18 protein-coding genes are annotated in these 19,794 nt (G+C 38.4%); 11 read left to right on the plus strand and 7 right to left on the minus strand.

The features are described from left to right. Positions 1–200 precede the first annotated feature (200 nt). A complete protein-coding gene (locus VB691_RS22320) occupies positions 201–1,355 on the plus strand; it encodes a UDP-sulfoquinovose synthase (RefSeq protein ID WP_323293736.1) in 1,155 nt (384 codons plus the stop codon). Between the two features lie 272 nt (positions 1,356–1,627). Here the strand turns inward: VB691_RS22320 and VB691_RS22325 are convergent, their stop codons facing one another. Then, positions 1,628–3,808, minus strand: coding sequence for an AAA-like domain-containing protein (locus VB691_RS22325; protein ID WP_323293737.1), 2,181 nt, complete (start codon positions 3,806–3,808; stop codon positions 1,628–1,630). 19 nt (positions 3,809–3,827) lie between these two features. Beyond that, positions 3,828–4,196 (minus strand): response regulator, encoded by a 369-nt coding sequence (locus VB691_RS22330; RefSeq protein ID WP_323293738.1) that lies wholly within the window; start codon positions 4,194–4,196, stop codon positions 3,828–3,830. 175 nt (positions 4,197–4,371) lie between these two features. Here VB691_RS22330 and sat point away from each other — a divergent pair, with 175 nt between their 5' ends. The 6 genes from sat to VB691_RS22360 all read left to right on the plus strand — a co-directional run bounded on the left by sat (position 4,372) and on the right by VB691_RS22360 (position 12,521). Further along, on the plus strand, positions 4,372–5,538 hold the full coding sequence (sat, locus tag VB691_RS22335) for a sulfate adenylyltransferase (protein ID WP_323293739.1): 1,167 nt from the start codon (positions 4,372–4,374) through the stop codon (positions 5,536–5,538). A 92-nt stretch (positions 5,539–5,630) separates the two neighbouring features. Continuing rightward, on the plus strand, positions 5,631–7,868 hold the full coding sequence (locus VB691_RS22340) for a caspase family protein (protein WP_323293740.1): 2,238 nt from the start codon (positions 5,631–5,633) through the stop codon (positions 7,866–7,868). Positions 7,869–7,963: 95 nt separating this feature from the next. Further along, positions 7,964–8,830: a class I SAM-dependent methyltransferase gene (locus VB691_RS22345; protein ID WP_323293741.1), complete on the plus strand. Its 867-nt coding sequence runs from the start codon at positions 7,964–7,966 to the stop codon at positions 8,828–8,830. Positions 8,831–9,121: 291 nt separating this feature from the next. Next, positions 9,122–10,768, plus strand: coding sequence for a DUF6930 domain-containing protein (locus tag VB691_RS22350; RefSeq protein ID WP_323293742.1), 1,647 nt, complete (start codon positions 9,122–9,124; stop codon positions 10,766–10,768). A gap of 99 nt (positions 10,769–10,867) precedes the next feature. After that, the gene (locus VB691_RS22355; protein WP_323293743.1) at positions 10,868–11,458 is read left to right on the plus strand and encodes a hypothetical protein; all 591 of its coding nucleotides are present in this window, start codon (positions 10,868–10,870) and stop codon (positions 11,456–11,458) included. 244 nt (positions 11,459–11,702) lie between these two features. Continuing rightward, positions 11,703–12,521 carry a tetratricopeptide repeat protein gene (locus VB691_RS22360; protein ID WP_323293767.1) on the plus strand — a complete coding sequence of 273 codons (819 nt, stop codon included), beginning with the start codon at positions 11,703–11,705 and terminating at the stop codon, positions 12,519–12,521. Positions 12,522–12,550: 29 nt separating this feature from the next. On the opposite strand, the gene VB691_RS25890 is transcribed toward VB691_RS22360, so the two are convergent. The 4 genes from VB691_RS25890 to VB691_RS22375 form a co-directional block, all read right to left on the minus strand. After that, complete coding sequence (locus VB691_RS25890; RefSeq protein ID WP_416245436.1) at positions 12,551–12,724, minus strand: RHS repeat-associated core domain-containing protein; 174 nt, start codon at positions 12,722–12,724, stop codon at positions 12,551–12,553. After that, positions 12,718–13,023 (minus strand): immunity 53 family protein, encoded by a 306-nt coding sequence (locus VB691_RS22365; protein ID WP_323293744.1) that lies wholly within the window; start codon positions 13,021–13,023, stop codon positions 12,718–12,720. The genes VB691_RS25890 and VB691_RS22365 overlap by 7 nt, the downstream gene beginning before the upstream one ends. A gap of 63 nt (positions 13,024–13,086) precedes the next feature. After that, positions 13,087–13,491 carry a hypothetical protein gene (locus tag VB691_RS22370; protein WP_323293745.1) on the minus strand — a complete coding sequence of 135 codons (405 nt, stop codon included), beginning with the start codon at positions 13,489–13,491 and terminating at the stop codon, positions 13,087–13,089. 96 nt (positions 13,492–13,587) lie between these two features. Beyond that, positions 13,588–14,352: a tetratricopeptide repeat protein gene (locus VB691_RS22375; protein ID WP_323293746.1), complete on the minus strand. Its 765-nt coding sequence runs from the start codon at positions 14,350–14,352 to the stop codon at positions 13,588–13,590. 296 nt (positions 14,353–14,648) lie between these two features. Between VB691_RS22375 and VB691_RS22380 the strand changes: the two genes are divergently transcribed. From VB691_RS22380 to VB691_RS22395, 4 genes are all read left to right on the plus strand, one after another. After that, a complete protein-coding gene (locus tag VB691_RS22380; protein WP_323293747.1) occupies positions 14,649–15,926 on the plus strand; it encodes an NAD(P)/FAD-dependent oxidoreductase in 1,278 nt (425 codons plus the stop codon). A gap of 150 nt (positions 15,927–16,076) precedes the next feature. Next, complete coding sequence (locus VB691_RS22385; RefSeq protein ID WP_323293748.1) at positions 16,077–17,234, plus strand: ferrochelatase; 1,158 nt, start codon at positions 16,077–16,079, stop codon at positions 17,232–17,234. 286 nt (positions 17,235–17,520) lie between these two features. After that, positions 17,521–18,213 (plus strand): PHP domain-containing protein, encoded by a 693-nt coding sequence (locus tag VB691_RS22390; protein WP_323293749.1) that lies wholly within the window; start codon positions 17,521–17,523, stop codon positions 18,211–18,213. Between the two features lie 117 nt (positions 18,214–18,330). Then, the gene (locus VB691_RS22395) at positions 18,331–18,558 is read left to right on the plus strand and encodes a CopG family transcriptional regulator (RefSeq protein ID WP_323293750.1); all 228 of its coding nucleotides are present in this window, start codon (positions 18,331–18,333) and stop codon (positions 18,556–18,558) included. A 26-nt stretch (positions 18,559–18,584) separates the two neighbouring features. Here VB691_RS22395 and VB691_RS22400 read toward each other — a convergent pair whose 3' ends face one another. Then, a complete protein-coding gene (locus tag VB691_RS22400) occupies positions 18,585–19,397 on the minus strand; it encodes a COP23 domain-containing protein (protein ID WP_323293751.1) in 813 nt (270 codons plus the stop codon). Positions 19,398–19,794 lie beyond the last annotated feature (397 nt).

Consider the following 19,794-nt stretch of genomic DNA (forward strand, 5'->3'; position numbering starts at 1 on the left):
AAGTCGTAGTAATAGAGGACGCAAGAAATCTACTACTGCGCTTGTCTCTGGGTAAGAAGCCCGCGCTGTACCGCTTCGGTCAGCGTCGGGACAGTTCACAAGATGATAGACTGACCTATTAGGCACAAAACTATTGGTCTAGGAAGTACCAAGATCTGGTACATTTACCAAAAATTGACAAAGTTATTTATTGAGTCAGTATGAAAGTTCTGGTTATTGGCGGTGACGGTTATTGCGGTTGGGCAACCGCCCTACATCTTTCCAACAAAGGCTATGAAGTTGGTATTCTCGACAATTTGAGTCGGCGGTATTGGGACTCACAATTAGGGGTAGATACCTTAACGCCCATTGCCCCCATTCAGAAGCGCATTCAACGTTGGCAAGGTTTAACAGGGAAAACCATTGACCTGTTTGTGGGAGATATTACAGACTATAGCTTCTTAAGTCAAGCGTTACATGAGTTTGAGCCTGGGGCCATCGTCCATTTTGGGGAACAACGTTCCGCTCCCTATTCCATGATAGACAGAGAACACGCAGTTTTTACCCAGGTAAATAATGTGGTAGGGACGCTGAATATTCTCTACGCCATGAAAGAAGATTTTCCCGACTGTCACCTGGTTAAACTGGGAACCATGGGAGAATATGGGACTCCCAATATTGATATTGAAGAAGGGTATATTACCATTGAACACAATGGACGGACAGATACCTTACCCTATCCCAAACAGCCTGGCAGTTTCTATCATTTAAGTAAGGTACATGATAGTCATAATATCCATTTTGCCTGTAAAATTTGGGGACTCCGGGCCACTGATTTAAACCAAGGGGTGGTTTATGGGGTGTTGACGGAAGAAACGGGCATGGATGAAATGCTAATTAACCGTCTCGACTATGATGGGGTATTTGGCACAGCTTTAAACCGTTTCTGTATTCAAGCAGCTATTGGTCATCCTTTAACTGTTTATGGTAAAGGTGGCCAAACCAGAGGATTTTTAGATATTCGTGATACGGTGCGCTGTGTTGAAATTGCCATTAATAATCCTGCTGATGCTGGACAATTCCGCGTCTTTAACCAGTTTACTGAATTATTCAGTATTGGGGATTTAGCTTTGATGGTGAAGAAAGCGGGTAACTCTTTAGGATTAAATGTGGATATTAATCACTTAGAAAATCCCAGAGTTGAGTTAGAAGAACACTATTTCAACGCCAAAAATACTAAGTTATTAGACTTAGGGTTACAACCCCATTATTTGTCTGATTCTCTCCTTGATTCTTTGTTGAATTTTGCAACAAAATATATTGAGCGAGTGGATAAAGAACAGATTTTACCCCAAGTTTCTTGGCGGAGAAAGTAATTGATAATTGACAATGGATAATGGATAATTATTCATTCCTTGTAGGGTGGGCAATGCCCACCTTTTATCATTTGCTCTTGAGTAACAGATAAAAAAATCTCCCTTTGAATTAATTTAAGTATCAACTCCTTGGCATTAAAATAAGTAAAATATTGTTGATAGGGGGCAATTTTACCCCATTATTCAATCAAAAGCTGCTGTAAAACATGACCAGTAGACAATAACTTAATCCTGTTCATCTCATCATCCTCAAAATCCTGATCCTGTCTGCATTATAAATATCTTTCAATCCAACCATCATTAAAAATTTCTGCATAAATTTGGTTATGAATAGTCAGACATTGGTTATGTTTAATCACTAAACCAGATAAAATTAATTCTCTTTCTTCATCATCATCCAAGGTTAAACAGTCTGGTTGCTGTAAGATACATTGATAACGTTTTAATAATTGATTACGGTTTAGAGAACTTTGTAAAATTCGGTCACGAATAGTTCTTAAATGTTCGGGTTCATCTTGAGATTCCCAATTATCAATAAGTTGCGATCGCACCAATTCATCCACCCATTGACTTTCTTTATTTTCAGGAATTTCTGTTTGAGAATTACGAATTAATTGACAAAGTTTTTGGGTTAAAAATGGTTGACCATTTGTCCAATACAAAACAGCTTTTAAAACCGCTTGGGGATGATTTACCTTTGATTTTAACCCTTGTAATAAAGGTTGTGCTTCATGAAGTTGAAACCCTTGTAATGGAATAGCTTGACCGATGTTAAAGGGTGTTCTTTGTTTATCTTGGAGTAATTGAGACGGACTTGCAACCCCCAATAAGGCAAAAGTTAGACGTTTATAATCAGGATTATCCGCTCTTTTATTATAGCAGGTTCTCAGAAAAATAAAAAAGTCATCAATGGCAAAATCCAGACTTAAAACGCTGTCAATTTCATCGATAAAAATAATAATTTTTTCAGGAATATGTTTCAAAATAACCGTTTGTATAAATTCCCCTAAGCGTTGAACAGGGGATAAAAAATCATGATCTTTCCACCAATTTCTAAAGTTAACTTTATCAATTAAATCTAAACTACTGATTAACATATAAACAAATCCGGCATACCATTGTTCTATGGTAAGTTTCCGATTGCCAATTTCTGATAAATCAATAGCAGCACAAGCAAATTCTTCAGCTTGTAATCGCTTCATAATTTGCACCCGTAAGCTAGATTTACCCATTTGTCGTGCATTTAAAATATAACAAAATTCTCCTGATTTTAAGGCTTTATAGAGATAACGATCAGCCGAACGAACCACATAAGTAGGGGCATCCATTGGCAAACTTCCTCCTACTTGATAATCATAAATAGATGATTGTTCATCTGTTCTTAATAAGGCATTTTCAATAACCAATTCTGCTTGAGTTGCTTTAAGAATTTCCAATGTTTCTGTTAGTTCTTGAGTCCTTTCTCTGACCTTTTTTTCTAAGGTTTGACTGTATTGAGATAATTGCTCTTTTGTTTGTTGTAAATCGAGATTTTTTTGCGCTAATTCTTGGATAAAATTAACCCTTTCAGTCTCAGATTGTATCCTTTGAGTAATATCTTGAAAAGCAGCGATCACATAGGCAATTTTTTCCTCTTGATCGTAAATTGGTCTAGCAAAAACTTCCAAGGGAATTCTACTATTTTCATGACGAATTTCTAGATCAGAAATGGTATGATTTTCTCCTTGTAAAGCGCGAAAAATTGGCAGATCATGAACTGGATATTTTTTTCCTGTAGTTAAACAATAAGGTTGATAAATTTTATAGAGTTCTTCAAGAGGCAAATCCTTGTTAAGTTTTTGTCCGAATATTTGTTGAGCTTGTTCATTAGAATAATAGGGATAACCTTGAGAGTCAACAATAAAAATTCCGACGGGAACAGCAGCTAAAAATTGGGTTAATTGTTGCTCATTGAGACGTAAAGCTTCTTCAACTTTTTGGCGTTTATTAACTTCTTGTGTGAGATCATTTAACAATTGTTCTTTCGCCTCTCTAGCAGCTTTTTCTTGTGCTAAAGCTGCTTTCATTTGCTGGACATGATTAAGGGTTTTATTAGTAGTAATTTCTAGATCTTTAAAATCAATCGGTTTCGTCAAAAAATCAAAGGCTCCTCGATTCATAGCTGCCCGAATATTATCGAGATCACCATAAGCTGAAATAATAATTGTTTTAATAATTGGATCAATTTCTGTGAGCTTACTTAAAAGTGTTAAACCATCCATTTCTGGCATATAAATATCCGTGAGAACAATATCAATGTCCCCATGAGTTTGTATTTTTTCTATCGCTTCAATTCCATTATGAGCAAAGACAAACTCAATTTGTTTTTGGCGCAGTTTTTTTCTAAATTTTTGTCTAATTAATAATTCAAGATCGGATTCATCATCAACGACTAGAATTTTGGGAACTCCCATGATTTTTATTGAAAATATATTAAATTAAGTGATCAATTTTCTCTTTTAACTCCTCAAACTTAAGGGGTTTCGTTAGATAATCATCCGCCCCATATTCAAGAGCTTTTTGATAATTATTTTCATCCCCATAAGCCGTGATCATAAATACCCTAATTTGAGGATATTCTTGTTTAATGATCTTTAATAATTCTAACCCATTCATTCCTGGCATATTAATATCTGCCAAAATCAGAATTAAATGATTATCATTTTGTTCTAGAGAGTTTAAAGCATCTTCTGCGGAAAAAACAAAAGAAAAATCAATTTTTTTCTGTTTTATTTCTTTTCTAAACTTCTGCTTAAACAAGAGCGTTATATCTTGTTCATCATCAACGACCATCACATTCATGTAGAAAATTTTCCTAAAATAGGGAACAACAGAAAACCAGAAAGGAGTCAGTTAAGGGGTTGGAACACCTTGCAAAATTAATCATACCGAAATTTACGAAGATAAAAACCAAACAGTTAACCCAAAGGTTCTCAGTCCCTGGTACGATGAATCCTGGCAGCTATCAAAAAATATTATGAGTACACCCATAGATGGAATTGCGCCCCACGGCGGTCAACTAATTAATCGTATCGCCACCCCCGCTGAGCGACAAGAATTTTTAGCCCAAGGGGATCATTTACCCAGAATTACCCTAGATGAGCGAGCTACCTCTGATCTAGTTATGATCGCCATTGGGGGGTTTAGTCCCCTTAAGGGATTTTTGGAACGGGCTGACTATGAAACCGTAGTCGAACAAATGCACTTGACCAATGGCGTACCCTGGGCAATTCCTGTTACCTTATCTGTTAATGAGGAAGTGGCTGACACCCTCAAAGAAGGAAATTGGGTAAGATTAGATGATCCCGAAGGTAACTTCATTGGAGTCTTAGAATTAACCCAAAAATATCACTATAATAAAGCCCACGAAGCTGTTAACGTATACCGAACCGATGATATTAAACATCCAGGGGTTAAAGTTGTTTATGACCAGGGAGCGGTTAATTTAGCTGGGCCCGTGTGGTTATTACAACGGGATGACCATCCTTTATTTCCTAAATATCAAATAGATCCCGCCCAATCTAGGCAATTATTTAAAGAGAGAGAATGGGCAACCGTGGTAGGATTTCAAACTCGTAACCCCATCCACCGGGCCCATGAATATATTCAAAAATGCGCCTTAGAAATCGTCGATGGCCTGTTTTTACATCCTCTCGTGGGAGCCACCAAAAGCGATGATATTCCGGCTGATGTGCGGATGCGCTGTTATGAAATCATGATGGACGGTTATTTTCCTAAAGATCGGGTAATTTTAGCCATTAATCCCTCAGCCATGCGTTATGCCGGCCCCAGAGAAGCCATTTTCCATGCCCTAATTCGTAAAAATTATGGCTGTACCCACTTCATCGTTGGGCGAGATCATGCGGGGGTAGGAGATTATTATGGAACCTACGATGCCCAATATATCTTTGATGAATTTGCCCCAGATGCTTTGGGTATTGTGCCGATGAAATTTGAACACGCTTTCTACTGTAAGCGTACCCAACAAATGGCTACCACCAAAACCAGTCCCAGTGAGAAAGAAGATCGAATTCATCTATCAGGCACCAAAGTCAGGGAAATGCTACGACGAGGAGAAATGCCCCCTCCAGAATTCTCTCGGCCAGAAGTGGCGGCAGAATTGATCAAAGCCATGCAGGGCTAAAACAGTAAATCAGGGAGTTAGGGGGAAAATTACCCTAACCCCTTGAAAGGTTAGACTATTAAAATATCTTCCCAAGAGAGCAGATAGGAACCATGAAATGGGATCGGCGGACTTTTTTACAGACTTTACTCACCTGGGGGGTTGGTCAAGGGAGCCTGGGATGGCTAAACAACAGAAATAAATTAGACCAATACTATCAAACTCTAGCAGAACCCACCCACCGTAAACTGGCCTTATTGGTAGGAATTAATGATTATGCTGAGGGTTTTAACCTCAAAGGATGTCTAACCGATGTTGAACGACAAAGAGAATTATTGATCTACCGCTTTGGGTTTCAACCTCAAGATATTCTTACCTTGACGGGAAAACAGGCTACCCGTCAAGGTATCGAAACGGCCTTTTTAGAACATTTAGTGACCCAAGCTAAAGCCGGAGACGTAGTTATTTTCCACTTTAGCGGCTATGGAAATTATGTTAAAGTCTCCCCTGAAGTCGCTCTCACCGTTACCGAGGGACAACTAAGGGGGTTAATTCCTAGGGATGGGATACTTTTGAACGAGGGAAACCCCACCACCGATAATATTCTCGAAGATACTTTAATATTACTAGGGCGATCGCTGGCCACAGAAAAACTAACCCTCGTTTTAGATACCAGTTATCATCTTGGCAGCCAACCCCTGCCGAGTAATCTAAGACTGCGATCCTTCCCTTATACGGCAGGGCAAGTTAACCCAGAAGAATTGGCCTTTCAAACTCAACTGAAAAGTCAACTCAAAAAAAACAGCCCTAGAGATCAAGCTTTGGCCATGCCTGGCATGATACTATCCGCTGCCGGAAATAAGCAAATCGCCGCCGAAATTAAAGGCAATGGATTTAGTGCAGGACTATTTACCTATGCCCTCACCCAATATCTCTGGGAAATCAGCACCCCCAGTCAAGTCAGCGTTACTTTAAACAAAACAAGAGAACAAATCATTCCAATTTTGGGAGAAAGGCAACAACCCCAAAAAAGTAACAACGCAAAACAACCCCTTTTCACCTATTACCTACTGCCCACAATTAATCAAGGGGCCGAAGCGGTGATCAATGGCATTGAAGATGACAGCACCGCCACCGTCAAACTTACGGGTCTTCGGGCCCCCATTTTGCAATATTACGGGCTAAATTCCTGTTTCCGCCTCCTATCTTCCCCCTCAGTGTTGTTGCAGCTACGTTCTCGTGAAGGATTAAAAGGCAAAGTCCGTTATCTTAATCCTGAGCAAGCCCCCCAACATCCCCTAGAAGTGGGGCAATTTCTGCAAGAAACCATCCGCTGTCTGCCCCAAACCCTAGGGCTAACCGTTGCCTTAGATCAAGGATTACAGCGAATTGAACGGGTTGATGCGACCAGTGCCTTTTCTGCCATTGACTTTGTTTCCTCGGTGATTACTAGCGGAGAACAAGCGGCTGACTGTGTTTTAGGGGTTAAATCCTCATCAACTCCCCCCCCAGAAGCCTCCGACTCAGATCCAACCGTCCTAGAACAATATGGCTTATTTCTGCCTGGGGGCGTTCCGCTGCCCAATACCCTCGGCAAGTCAGGAGAAGCGATTAAATCCGCCGTTGAACGGTTAACTCCTACTCTGGAAAGAGTCTTAGCCGCGAAATTATGGGGCTTAACCCTCAATCAAGGTTCCTCCCAACTGCCCTGGGTTGTCACCCTGGAAGGGCTTGCTCCCAACCCTCAACCCTTGGCACAATGCCAAACTACCAGAAGGGCAGGAGCTAATCCTAGCCTTGAGCCACCAGAGGAAATGTTGACGGCCCTGGCTACGGTTTCCCCAGAGGCCGACGGGTTGCCCCAAGTTGCGCGGGGCAGTCGTTTACAATATCGTCTCGAAAATCGGGGGGATAAGTCTCTTTATTATCTGATAGTCGGGATTGATAGTCGGGGTCAGGCGATCGCTTATATTCCCCAATTTAATGCCACAGGAACGGAAGAAGAAAACCTGGCAGTTATTGCCCCTGATGCGACAAAAATAGTTCCCTCCTCGGCCAGTGGACTGACTTGGACAGTATCCCAAACCCAAGGATGGGAGCAAATTTTAGTGATTGCGTCACTATCTCCCTTTGAAGAAACCCTTAAGGCTTGGCAAAAATCCCCAGGTTTTAAAGCCAATACAGTCCAAATTCTCACCCTAAAAAACCCCTTAGAAATTGCTCAATGCTTGTTACAAGACTTAAATGCGGCTAGTGCTGTCAAAAGCGAACTATTAGACACAAACCCTGATAGTTACGCCTTAGATGTCCGTGCTTGGTCAACCTTAAGCTTTGTCTATCAAGTGATTTAGTTCTAGGCTGATTTCCATCAGCTGCCGAAAAAGAATAAACTTAATGAGATAAGTTGCCAAAGAAATTTACACAGCACAGGAGCGGAACTATAGCTATGAGCATCACAGAAGCCAAGAAGACAGCCATCAGGCGGACAATAAAGGATCTTCAGCATTTTTTCTCCATCAAGGGAGTTCAAGTTCTTGAAATTGGTTCTTTAGGTACTGTCGTTGCCGAAGATTTACTAAAATTAGGAGCAAAGTCTGTGATCTGCTCAAACATCAAAGAAAATGCCGATATTATTGAGTCAGAGCGCATCAAGTATATGCAACTCGATGCTACAAAAACAGGTCTTGAGTCCGAAAGTGTTGACTTTGTTTTTGGCCGCGCCGTACTTGAACACATCGATCACATAGACTGTCTTAGGGATGAGATTTTCAGGATTCTCAAGCCTGGCGGTAGATTCTATTTAGATGGAGCTCCCATGTGGGCCTCCCCCACAGGGCATCATCTATGGGTAAAAACGCCGTCTGGCAAATTCTATAATTTCTTTGAGAACTGCCCACTTCATAATTGGGAACATCTCTCGTTATCTGAAGCAGAAATGGTCAAGGTGTTGCTATCTAGAGGGATTGAGAGCGAGGATGCCGATGCTCTAACGAACTTTGTCTATCATTCGAGCTTTCTGAATAGGACGCTCACAAGCACTATCTGCACATTGTTTAAGGAACACAAAATGTTGGACATAGCCATTACCAAAGATTGTTTTGCTAAGACCCCACCCACCAATTTAATCACAAGGTTCAACCTCATTGACCTCACTACTTCTAGACTTTGCATCGCAGGACGCAAAAAGTTCTATGAAATGGAACCCAATACTTTGTCCTTTAAGCACCTGACTACTGAATCTTGGTTAAGAACTAAGTTAGTTCTCAAGTCAATTAAGTACAAGATACAGTCAATCCTAAAGAGTCGGACATAAGTTTTCTGTGCTGATAAATGACGGGAAAGTTGCCGGAAAAAAGCTCTACCTATTAGGTTGATTTGCCTTAGCCTAGTTTGGTTCCCTGTTGCCTTAAAATTAAACTCAAATGAGTATGATTTGGGGATAGCTGAGAAAGGGATATAATTTAGGTAATAACCTTTGGGCGATTCTTCCTAAATGTTGCGTTGAAGACTTTGGGTACAATCTCCTGAGCTACTTGATTTAACGATTGCAGAGGACTTAGTTTTTCTGTGTCAGATCGGTTCACTCCATCTAAATATTAGTTGTATGAATAATTTGCCTCAAACCACAAAACGTCGGCTTCAAAAAATTCCCCAGATTCAGAGTGTCTGGGAGGGCGATCGCCGTCCTGCCGCTGGTCTTCGAGGCATATCAGATCCAAAAACGTCCCAAGGGGAAGAATGTATTATCTGGGTGGATGGTTCCGAAGGGATGGTCAGGGCCATGGATATTACTCCCGCTGATGCTGGCCCAGAAGCAGTCGTGCGAACTCTGTTACGGGCGATGGAAAATCCCCACAGTCCCGGACAACCGGCCCGCCCTCAAAAAATTGTGGTGCGTAACCGAGAATTACAGTTCTTCCTACGGGGGGCGTTACAAAGTTTGGATATTGTCATTGATTATGTGCCAAATCTCCCCTTAATTGACCAACTGTTTCTCGGTTTTGACGCTGTTGAACAAACTCGCCCCCCAGTGCTTCCCCCAGACTATGAACCGTTATTGATGGAAACGGCGAGGCAGGTTGAAGAAGCTTGCCCTTGGGATTTGTTGGCCGATCATGACATTATTGCGGTGGAAATCAATCGTTGGGAAGTTGATACCATCTATGTTTGTGTGATGGGAATGTCTGGCCAAGAATATGGCTTAATTCTCTATCGTTCTTTGGATTCCCTGAAACAGTTTCGTCAAGCAGCATTAAGCGAAAAATCTACCAATCAGTTAGAACAAGCCTTTTTAGCACAAGATTGTTGGTTTCTCAATTTTGAATCGACGGAGGATTTCTCTGAGGATGTTGATTTTGAGGATCATGATTCTTTGGACTGGGAGGATACGGATGATGAGGAAATGCAGCCTCAATATGGGAGTATTCACCCTTATGAGGGTATTCGACCCTTTTTAGATGAGGATGAGGCGAAAATTGTTTATTATTCTCTCCAAGCTTTTCTACGTTTCTTTGATCGTAATCAAAGGGCTTTGGAGGATGATCCCATTGGAGATATCCAGAAATCCTATCGCTTTTCTCTCTCCTCAGAAACTGAAAAAAATCAATCAATTACCTTAAAAGTATCCACTCTTCCTGAGTTAACGGCTCAATTTGTCCAAGACATGGAAGATATGGAAGATGAGGATGATGAAGATGAGGACACCGTTCAATTACCTATCCACGATGATTTAATTCCTGACAATGCTTTTTTGAGTTTGGGCATGATCCCTTGGGAAATTGTTGAAAGTCTACAGCATAATCCCAAGACTTATTATAACTGTCAAGGGGCGATCGCTAAAGGTGAAGGACTTCCTGTCATTTTGGTCCAAACTTCTCGACCAAAAGCTAAACAGATGATTAAAACCCTACAAAATGCCGATGATCTCAAGGCGATTTGTTTTAACCCAGGGGAAGATCCTTGGGAAGAAATGACTTACGATTTAGGGATTTTACAAGCGGGAAACGGTTCTTTATTCATTTTTGGTGAATTTATGGAAGATGATCCCGAACATACCCAAGCCCGCAAAAAATGGGATCGTCGCTGTGAACAAACAGGGGGCTATTGTGGGTTAGTTGTGGCTATGGGGGTTACAGGTGGTTCTCGCGGCAACCCTCAGTTACAGGATATGTTAGCTTTGTTTGAAGCGAAATCTCTCGATGCTGAAGCCTTGGCTATGGGGGTTTTGCGCTTAATGCCTCAGTTTGAGTAAGTTGTTCTAGGAAACAGGGAAAAAGTTATGGTGTTTTGATTAAAATATTTTTAGTTAACCCAACTTTTGACCACCTCACATTAATGGCTATTCTATCCAATGATTGATCCTTTGTTTCTTCTTGAACAAGCTGTTTCTTGGTTACTGAAAGGAACCCCTGATAAACCTTCCTCAGAACAAGCTGTAATGGCTTTAGTTAACGCTGAAAAAGTCAGTCGCAAAACTAAACCTCTTTATACGCCAAGCCAATTAAAAGGGACTTGGCGACTTTGTTTTATTACTGGCACAAAACAAGCTCAACAACGGGGAGGAATGGTACTGCGATCAGGTCGTTTTTTACCTCGTTGGGCTAGGATTGAATTAACCTATATTCCACAAATTGATGGGGAATTTACTGAACGGGGAACCCTAGAAAATTGTATTAAATTAGGAGGGCTAGAATTAACTTTAACTGGCCCTGCTAAATTTATAAGTCCTAAGAATATTCTAGCCTTTGATTTTACAAAAATGTCGTTAATTATTGGGGGAATTACTCTTTATAATGGTAAGATTCGGGGCGGTAAAAAGAGTGAAGATAAATTTCAGGAAATACCCCTTAGTAAACAGGCTTTTTTTACTTATTTCTTAATGGAAAATAACTTAATTGCTGCTAGGGGAAAAGGCGGAGGTTTAGCTCTTTGGGGAAGATAATAGTAACACAGTCTTCTAGACTGTCACAAACCCCGACTTATACTGTATTTCGGTACTTCATCTGTTAAGATGTTTACAATACATCTAAATTAGAGATTAAGAAATTCAAAGATTAATCTAATTAAGTTTATACTAATTAGACTGGATGAATTAACAGGAAAAAGATTTACCTTTTTTCAAGATCCTGAGCGATTACCGATTGAATTATACGAAGATTAACGAACAAAAAGAAGGAGCATAAATGATGGGATATTCGGTTATTGTTGATAGTAGCAATTTTGAACAAGAAGTTATTGAAAATTCTCATAAAAACCTAGTTTTAATTGACTTTTTTGCCACTTGGTGCGGCCCTTGTAAATTATTAAAACCTATCCTAGAAAAGCTTTTAGAAGAATATGATTTTATTTTAGCAACTATTGATATTGATCTTCATCCAGACTTAGCACAAAAGTTCGGAGTAGAAGGGGTTCCCGATGTAAAAATTGCCTTTGAAGGGGAAATTATGCAGGGGTTTGTTGGGGTTTTACCTGAAGCAGATATCCGGGATTTATTGGCACAATTTAATCTTAAATCAGACTTGGATTCTAAATTAGAAGAAATGCACCAAGCAATGGCCAATAAAGATGTCCCTAAAGCTAAAATTTTATTAGATGAATTGTTTGCTAAATATCCAAATCATCCCCAATTAATTCTAGAAGCATCTAAGTTTTTAATCCGTTTAAATCGCTTAGAAGATGCTTCAAAAATGCTCAAAACAATTGGAGTTATTCAAAAAGAATATTATGCAAAAGCCCAAGGAATGCAAACCTTAATTGAGTTAAAGAAAAGCCTAGAAAATCCTGGAGAAACTGAATTAGATCAATTATTTGCCCAAGCAGCTAGATTAACCCTAATTGATGAATATGAAGCAGCATTAAAACTATTTTTACAGATTGTAGAATCAAATCGTAAATATCGAGAAGATGGCGCAAGAAAGGCAATGTTAGGTATTTTTAATATATTAGGTTCTGACCATCCTTTAACCAAAGAATATCAACAAGCATTAATATTAGTATTGTATTAAGCTAAGAGGTAAAACTTATTACTTATTACCTAAAATGTGGCAAGAATACCCCCGTCACATTTTTCGACAAGATACCCATCAAAATTGACATCCCCACCAGCAAACCCTATCGGATCTTCACTAATAAACCATCCCGTCGCAGTATCAAAATACCTTGCCCGATAATAATATAACCCCGTCTCAGAATCTAAATTTTTTATAATTTACCAGCTGAGATAGCCCATGCTTTAAAAGTATCTAATATGTCTACTAAATTAAGCACCCCGCCTCCCCCTTGAAACTTATTATTTTCTACTTTGCAAAAAAACCAATTGTCTTCTGAACGGTTTATTTCAATCAGTTCAAAAGGAAGATATTCAAGCTCAGTTTCTGAAATATCTATAGAAAACCACCAACCTGGATTATCAAGAGTTTCTATCTTAATACCGTAACTATGTTCCCATTCACTATCACATTGAGAACTATACCAATTTAAAAGCCAAATAAAAGAGTTATTTGTCATGACTACTTGGGAATTTCATTACACTTATTACTTGTGAATATCGCCTTATCCTCATAATTTGTCTTATTGTTCATCATTATTTCCTCTAATTAAATAACGGATTTCCTCAAGTAAAATATTAAACCGTTGATCGTTTTCCGCGTGTCTTTGATCGCTTTTTGCTTGTTGTTGTTTCATCACTTCTATTTCTTCATCAAAACTGTTCATTTTACTCTGGTGTTGAGCAGCTACTTGTAATAAAGCTTGAGAAGTAATTCTTAAACCATCAATACTGTCTTTCATTTCAGTCATACCGTCTTTCATTTCAGTCATACCGTCTTTCATTTCAGTCATACTTTCCCTCATTTCGGTCATACCGTCTTTCATTTCAGTAATACTTTCCTTCATTTCGGTGACACTCTCTTTTAGTTCACCGACACTTGATGCTAATTCATCCAACATTTCCTCTGTCCATCGTTTAGTCGCCATTTTCCCCTCTCTCATCTAATTATTAATGTTTATCTCCTTATTATACCAATTGACTTAATTCTTGTTTATTCATTTATCTTCCCTAGTTTTGTAAAGCTAGGAGTTATTTTTTAGAGATGCTAAATTATTACGAATAGTGACTGTATTAGGATGATCAGCCCCTAATGTTTCTTCGGCAATATTTAACGCTTCCTTGTACAAGGGTTCTACTGCTTCGTATCTTCCTTGGTTATTGTAGAGTAAAGCTAAATTATTTAAACTGGTAGCCACATGAGGATGGCGATCGCCTAATAAGTCTTTATACAAAGCTAAAGCTTCGATGTACAAGGGTTCTGCTGCTTCGTATCTTCCTTGGTTATTGTAGAGATAAGCTAAATTATTTAAACTGTTAGCCACATCAGGATGGCGATCGCCTAATAAGTCTTTATACAAAGCTAAAGCTTCGATGTACAAGGGTTCTGCTGCTTCGTATCTTCCTTGGTTAACGTAGAGATAAGCTAAATTCTGTAAACTGGTAGCCACATCAGGATGGCGATCGCCTAAACGAGTTTTAACAACTATAACGCCTTGTTCATACCAAGGTAAGGCCGCAGAATAGTTTCCTTGTGCTTCATAAAATCTGCCTAAGCTAGTATATGCCCAAAAAAGATCCTCATCTTTAACAGATAGTTGTCGTTGCTGTTGGTAGTTTTGGATGTGTGATCTCCCCTCATTCACCTCTTGATAAGCAGGGAGGTTTAAGGATAAGTCTTCTGCTAAAGCTTCGAGATGAATAATAAAAGGTCTAACGGTGTTAACCTGTTCTAGAGTAAGACTATAAGTAATGGTTGTAGCAATATAAATTAAGGCATTAGTCAGCAATTCTCATTTTAAGATTTCATGACATTGAAATCCTTACATAAAGAGGGGTTGACAATTCGTAACAAATCTAGTGAGCGCTGAAACGGCGCAAACTCGTTTCAAAATGAGAATTGCTGGGTGACAATAATGGTGGTGGTAATGGGTTCCATCGCTTAGTTTATTTTAAGATTTGCCAAAATTTCTGAACTTCATAACTATTTTACAATTGAGAAATAGTCTGAAGCCAAAAACTGTTATATTAATTAACATTGGTGTCAATCAATATTAATTAGTTAGTTCAATTTCTTTTGATTTTTATGAACATTCCCATTACAATTATTGGTGCAGGGCCAGCCGGATTATTACTCGCTCATTATCTTTTACGTCGGGGTCATTATCAAATTGAGATGTATGAAAGTCGGCCAGATCCTCGTTTATCAACTAATGATAATCAAAGAACATTTCCCTTAGCACTTCAATCAAGAGGCAGAAAAGCCTTAGCAAAAATTGATAATTTAGAAGAAAAAATTGGTCAAAAAGTCACATTTTGCAGTGGAACATTTATCTACCAGAAAAACGGCAAAAGTCGCTTAATACCCCGTAATAATCCCATTTTAACTATTGATCGTTCTGTACTTTCCCTTGTCTTATTAGAAACCTTGGACAAAGATGATAATCAAACCAGATTAAAGATTAATTTTAATCATCGATGCACCCAGATTAACCCTCAAGAAAAGACCCTTTCTTTTCAAACAGATAACAATCAAGAAATCAAAGTAAATTATAATATTCTTATTGGAGCAGATGGAGCAAATTCTGTAGTTAGAGACTGTTTTCAGGAGAACCCATCTTTTAACTGTCAAAAAAATCATGTTCCTGATGTTTATAAATCAATTTATCTGCCTTTAAATGTTCCAGAAAAATCATTATTTTTAGCAAAAGATAAATTTCATAGTATTAGTTTAACTAAAAATGTCCGAATGTTGCTAGTACCTCAAGGAGATAATAATCTCAATGGTGTCATCATTTTCAAACAAGAAAATAGCCCTTTTGAAAACATCGAAAATCCGTCAGAACTTTTAAAATTCTTTCAGAAAAATGGGGGAAAAATTGGTCAATTAATCGACATAAAAGAAACAGAATCTTTGACAAAGCGTCCTATTTCTCAAGTCATAACCATTCAATGTAATCAATTTCATCAGGGGGATAGTCTTCTAATATTAGGAGATGCGGCCCATGCGGTTTCTCCTTCCTTGGGACAAGGATGTAATTCAGCATTAGAAGATGCCATGATTATCGATCAATTATTAGATAAATATCAAGATAATTGGTCAGAAGTTCTACCAGCATTCACTAAACAAAGAGTGCCTGATGCTGATGCTTTACAAGAACTCTCTAACTATACCTTTCCGCGTAAAAAATCTCTAGTTTTTGAATATTTCTTACGCTTAAGAATTTCTCGTCTATTACGTCAATGGTTCCCTGATAATTTTTCCCCTCCCATCTTTGAATTAGTCGCAGAAACAAACTTATCTTATTGTGAAATTTTACAGCGTCATCAGGGATGGATTAATAAAGTCAAACAGTTGCAATAGTGTGAAATCGAAAAAAATAGAAAATTTTTAGATTATCCCCCCCCAGGGGAATTTATCTTATACTAATAGTGAGCGTGTTTTTTCCAGATACCCGTCTAGGGGTAGAACACGATCACCATTCAGATCAAAGATATTGTTGAGGTTAAAATAGTGGTTGCAACTCCTGAAAGACAACACCAACACCCGATAGAAGGAACGAATGCCAGCGATCGCGTTGCGGTATTATTAATGGGATATGGTGAGGTAGAAAGTTATGAAGATTTTGCCAATTATAATGAACAAGCATTAAATTTATTAACTGCAAAATTTGCCCCTGTTCCCACTTGGTTTTATCCCCCATTAGCCAAATTATTGGCGGTTTTTGACCTTCATGAATGGCAACATCAACACGATCATTTTATCTCTCCCCATAACCATATTTTTGAACATCAAAGAGCATCCGTTGAGGAAAAATTAAAAGAAAAATGGGGCGATCGCATTCAAGTTTTCAAAGCATTTAACTTCTGTAAACCCTTCTTACCAGAACAAGTATTAACGGAAATTAAAGCCCAAGGATTTGATAAATTATTAATCTATCCTTTGTTAGTAGTTGATTCAATTTTTACCAGTGGAATTGCTGTTGAACAAGTCAATAAAGCCTTAGAATCATTAACAGAAGGTGCAGAACATTGGTTAAAAGGATTAAGATACATTCCTTCCTTTTATAATGAACCCGCTTACCTTGATTTAATCGGCAAATTAGTAGAAGAAAAAATCGCTCAAGATTTAGCCCACAAATATCTTCCTTCCCAAATTGGTATTGTCCTATTAAATCATGGTTGTCCCCATGAAGCTAAGGGTTTCACCTCTGGAATTGATGAAAGTCAGATTTTATATGAATTAGTCAGAGAACGATTAATTAATCGTTATCCCTTAATTTCTGTGGGTTGGTTAAACCATCAAACCCCCTTAATTAAATGGACACAACCCAATGCAGAATTAGCAGCTAGAAACCTCATAGAATTAGGGGCCAAAGCCATTATTTTTATGCCCATTGGGTTTGCCACAGAAAACCATGAAACTCTCCTAGATGTAGAACACATTGCCCATAATTTGCATTATAAGTATTCCGATGTTACCTATGTGCAGATGCCCTGCGTTAACGATAATCCTGAATTTTGTCAAATGGTAGCACAATGGGCCGATTCCCACATTGCTGAATTATTATCAGCAGAAGCTTTAACAGTAAATCCTGCTTTAGCTGCAGCGAATTTAGATGTTAATCATCATCATCATGATCACGATCATGGACATCATCACCATCATTAAACCCTAAAATTATCAGGTGGGCAATGCTCACCTGATAACCAATTATGAGTGTTAATTATTTTAATCCCTAAGTGTTTCTAACCATTCAAAATTTTTAATCATTAATATGAGAGAATCTTAACAATCCTGAAAATATTGCCCAAAATAAGTGTTCTTTGATACACAGCCCTAAAAAACTGCTATTTTTGAGATATAAATTACACCAATTGTTCCCAAAAACTCTTATAATAAGAAATGTTATAAGAATGTAATATATTGCAATCTTTGTCCTATTACGGCACTGCTCATGGTTGTCTCAATATCAACTAAGCCATCCTCTCAAGATACTCAAACCCTAAAAACAGTTTGGTCAACCCTCCATGCTGAGAGTTGTCCTTATGAGTACAATTTTCATATGCACACCATTTATTCTGACGGAAAACTTACCCCAGAAGAATTGATAAAACAAGCAACAGATATTGGACTAAAGGGGATGGCCATTACCGATCACCATTCTACGAAAGGTTATCAAATCGCACAAAATTGGCTTAAGGAAACGTCACAACAACACCCCCAGAAAACATTACCCCATCTGTGGACAGGGATCGAAATTACTTCCCGTTTGCTTGATGTTGACGTGCATATTTTAGGGTATGGGTTTACTCCTGAACATCCCCTCATGGAACCCTACCAAGAAGGAGACTCCCCCACAGGAAACCTAGCATTAGTGAGTGTTGTAATTGATGCTATCAAAAAAGCCGGAGGAATGGCAGTATTGGCCCATCCTGAACGTTATTCTCGTTCTGCTAAAGAACTGATTCCCCTAGTAGCAACCCTAGGAATTGATGGAGTAGAAACATTTTACGCTTATGGCAACCCTAAACCCTGGAAAACCAGTCCAAAACAAACAGAAACGGTGTTAAGTTTAAGTGATCTTTATGGACTCTATCGAACCTGCGGAACCGATAGTCATGGGGTTAGTTTATTGCAACGTATCTAATTGCTTAATCTAATGAATAATTGATAATTGATAATTGATAATTATTAATTATTCATTGATAATTTATTTTATGTACCTACTCGTATTACCATATAGCTAGTATCCTGGGATATGATTATGATGAAAAATATTAATTTATCACCTGAAATAGAATCTAGACTATCTATAATTTCTCAAAAAATTGGACTGGGAGAAGATGAATTAATTGTCGAAGCAATTATTAACTACTCAGAAGACTTTGAAGATATTAAAGATGCTCAAGAACGGTTATTAAATCCTCCTGATCACTATTTATCTTTAGAAGAAGTGGAGAAAGAACTCAGTTTACGATTAAACTTCAGATAGTAAGGTGGGCATTGCCCACCCTACAATTAGCGAAATAAGTTAGGGTTTAATGTGCGAGAATTGGATGGACGAGAATTGGATGGACTAGAGTTAGAATTAGTAGGAGTTTTTTCTAATTTGGCCCCAGTTCCCCCATCAGCCGAATCTAAGAAAGGACGTAAATTGATACCATTAGATCTAGGTTGAGAAGGTCTGCCAATTTGAGGGATATTTCCATTAAGTAATTGACCTAAAGTGTTATTAATTGAACCACTTCCGGTAAAAGCATTCACCCCTTGGCTATATTGTCCATCTTCAGCAGATACCAGAGTTTGAAAAATTTGGTCACGGGTAATTTCTGGATTCTTTCCAGGGGGAACAGTTAAAACAATACGACAACGGGGATCTGTTTGAGTAGTGACGCAGATAGTATCGTAATTATTTTCCCTTCCTGTTCTCAATTCTAACAAACCATCTGGCCGATACATCTCTAAACGGCGACTAATTTCATAACAACGCCTTTCTGCTGTCCAACCATCCCCTAGATTACTAGGAATTGCCCAAGGATAAGGTTGACTTTCTTGACTTTGGGGACGGTACATCACTTTATATCTTCCCCCGTCCATTTGACATTCAAAACGAGTGTCTGCTGAACCCGTATTGACAGGTGGGGGGGATGGACTTTGGGGGTTGGTATCGATAATAATATCATTAGGGGATTGTTGAGCAACATTATAATTTTGAAAGAGTTGGTAAAGAGGGTTAGCATTTGCCCCTGACTGGTATGTAAGCGTCCCTAAACCTAAAATCAACCCTGTTGCTTTTATTAAAGATTTAATGGTTGTTGTTGTGGTTTTCATGGTGTTTCTTTCCCCAAAATTAATGTTTACTATCAACGTCTTGGCTATCAACTATCATCACTTTAACGGTTATTTTGAATCGGCTGATGCTCAAAAGTGACAGTTCCTTGAGTGAACAATTTATTTATCTAAATTTCTACTTTTTTCTATTTAATTATACTTATATATGATGATTATAGTTCCCTTATCCATTATCTATTGTTGAAGTAAATACTAGATCATTATAGTTATTTTCATAAAAATCCCAGAATAGTGTTCCCAAATCAGTCCTAAAAATAACACTTCTTTCAAAAAATTAACAAAAGTCATTTAACATAAGATGAAGTTTTTTGCCAAATTCTGGGAATACTAAGTCTAGTTATGTATAATCTGCCTATTTCATTCTGTGGTTATTTTG

The sequence above is a fragment of the Crocosphaera sp. XPORK-15E genome (genome assembly GCF_034931425.1).
Lineage (GTDB): Bacteria > Cyanobacteriota > Cyanobacteriia > Cyanobacteriales > Microcystaceae > UHCC-0190.

What these genes read in the sequence shown, in the direction of transcription:
- VB691_RS22320 (WP_323293736.1), top strand. Translation starts at nt 201, where the DNA reads ATGAAAGTTCTGGTTATTGGCGGTGACGGTTATTGCGGTTGGGCAACC.
- VB691_RS22325 (WP_323293737.1), bottom strand. Translation starts at nt 3,808, where the DNA reads ATGGGAGTTCCCAAAATTCTAGTCGTTGATGATGAATCCGATCTTGAA.
- VB691_RS22330 (WP_323293738.1), bottom strand. Translation starts at nt 4,196, where the DNA reads ATGAATGTGATGGTCGTTGATGATGAACAAGATATAACGCTCTTGTTT.
- sat (WP_323293739.1), top strand. Translation starts at nt 4,372, where the DNA reads ATGAGTACACCCATAGATGGAATTGCGCCCCACGGCGGTCAACTAATT.
- VB691_RS22340 (WP_323293740.1), top strand. Translation starts at nt 5,631, where the DNA reads ATGAAATGGGATCGGCGGACTTTTTTACAGACTTTACTCACCTGGGGG.
- VB691_RS22345 (WP_323293741.1), top strand. Translation starts at nt 7,964, where the DNA reads ATGAGCATCACAGAAGCCAAGAAGACAGCCATCAGGCGGACAATAAAG.
- VB691_RS22350 (WP_323293742.1), top strand. Translation starts at nt 9,122, where the DNA reads ATGAATAATTTGCCTCAAACCACAAAACGTCGGCTTCAAAAAATTCCC.
- VB691_RS22355 (WP_323293743.1), top strand. Translation starts at nt 10,868, where the DNA reads ATGATTGATCCTTTGTTTCTTCTTGAACAAGCTGTTTCTTGGTTACTG.
- VB691_RS22360 (WP_323293767.1), top strand. Translation starts at nt 11,703, where the DNA reads ATGGGATATTCGGTTATTGTTGATAGTAGCAATTTTGAACAAGAAGTT.
- VB691_RS22365 (WP_323293744.1), bottom strand. Translation starts at nt 13,023, where the DNA reads ATGACAAATAACTCTTTTATTTGGCTTTTAAATTGGTATAGTTCTCAA.
- VB691_RS22370 (WP_323293745.1), bottom strand. Translation starts at nt 13,491, where the DNA reads ATGGCGACTAAACGATGGACAGAGGAAATGTTGGATGAATTAGCATCA.
- VB691_RS22380 (WP_323293747.1), top strand. Translation starts at nt 14,649, where the DNA reads ATGAACATTCCCATTACAATTATTGGTGCAGGGCCAGCCGGATTATTA.
- VB691_RS22390 (WP_323293749.1), top strand. Translation starts at nt 17,521, where the DNA reads ATGGTTGTCTCAATATCAACTAAGCCATCCTCTCAAGATACTCAAACC.
- VB691_RS22395 (WP_323293750.1), top strand. Translation starts at nt 18,331, where the DNA reads ATGATGAAAAATATTAATTTATCACCTGAAATAGAATCTAGACTATCT.
- VB691_RS22400 (WP_323293751.1), bottom strand. Translation starts at nt 19,397, where the DNA reads ATGAAAACCACAACAACAACCATTAAATCTTTAATAAAAGCAACAGGG.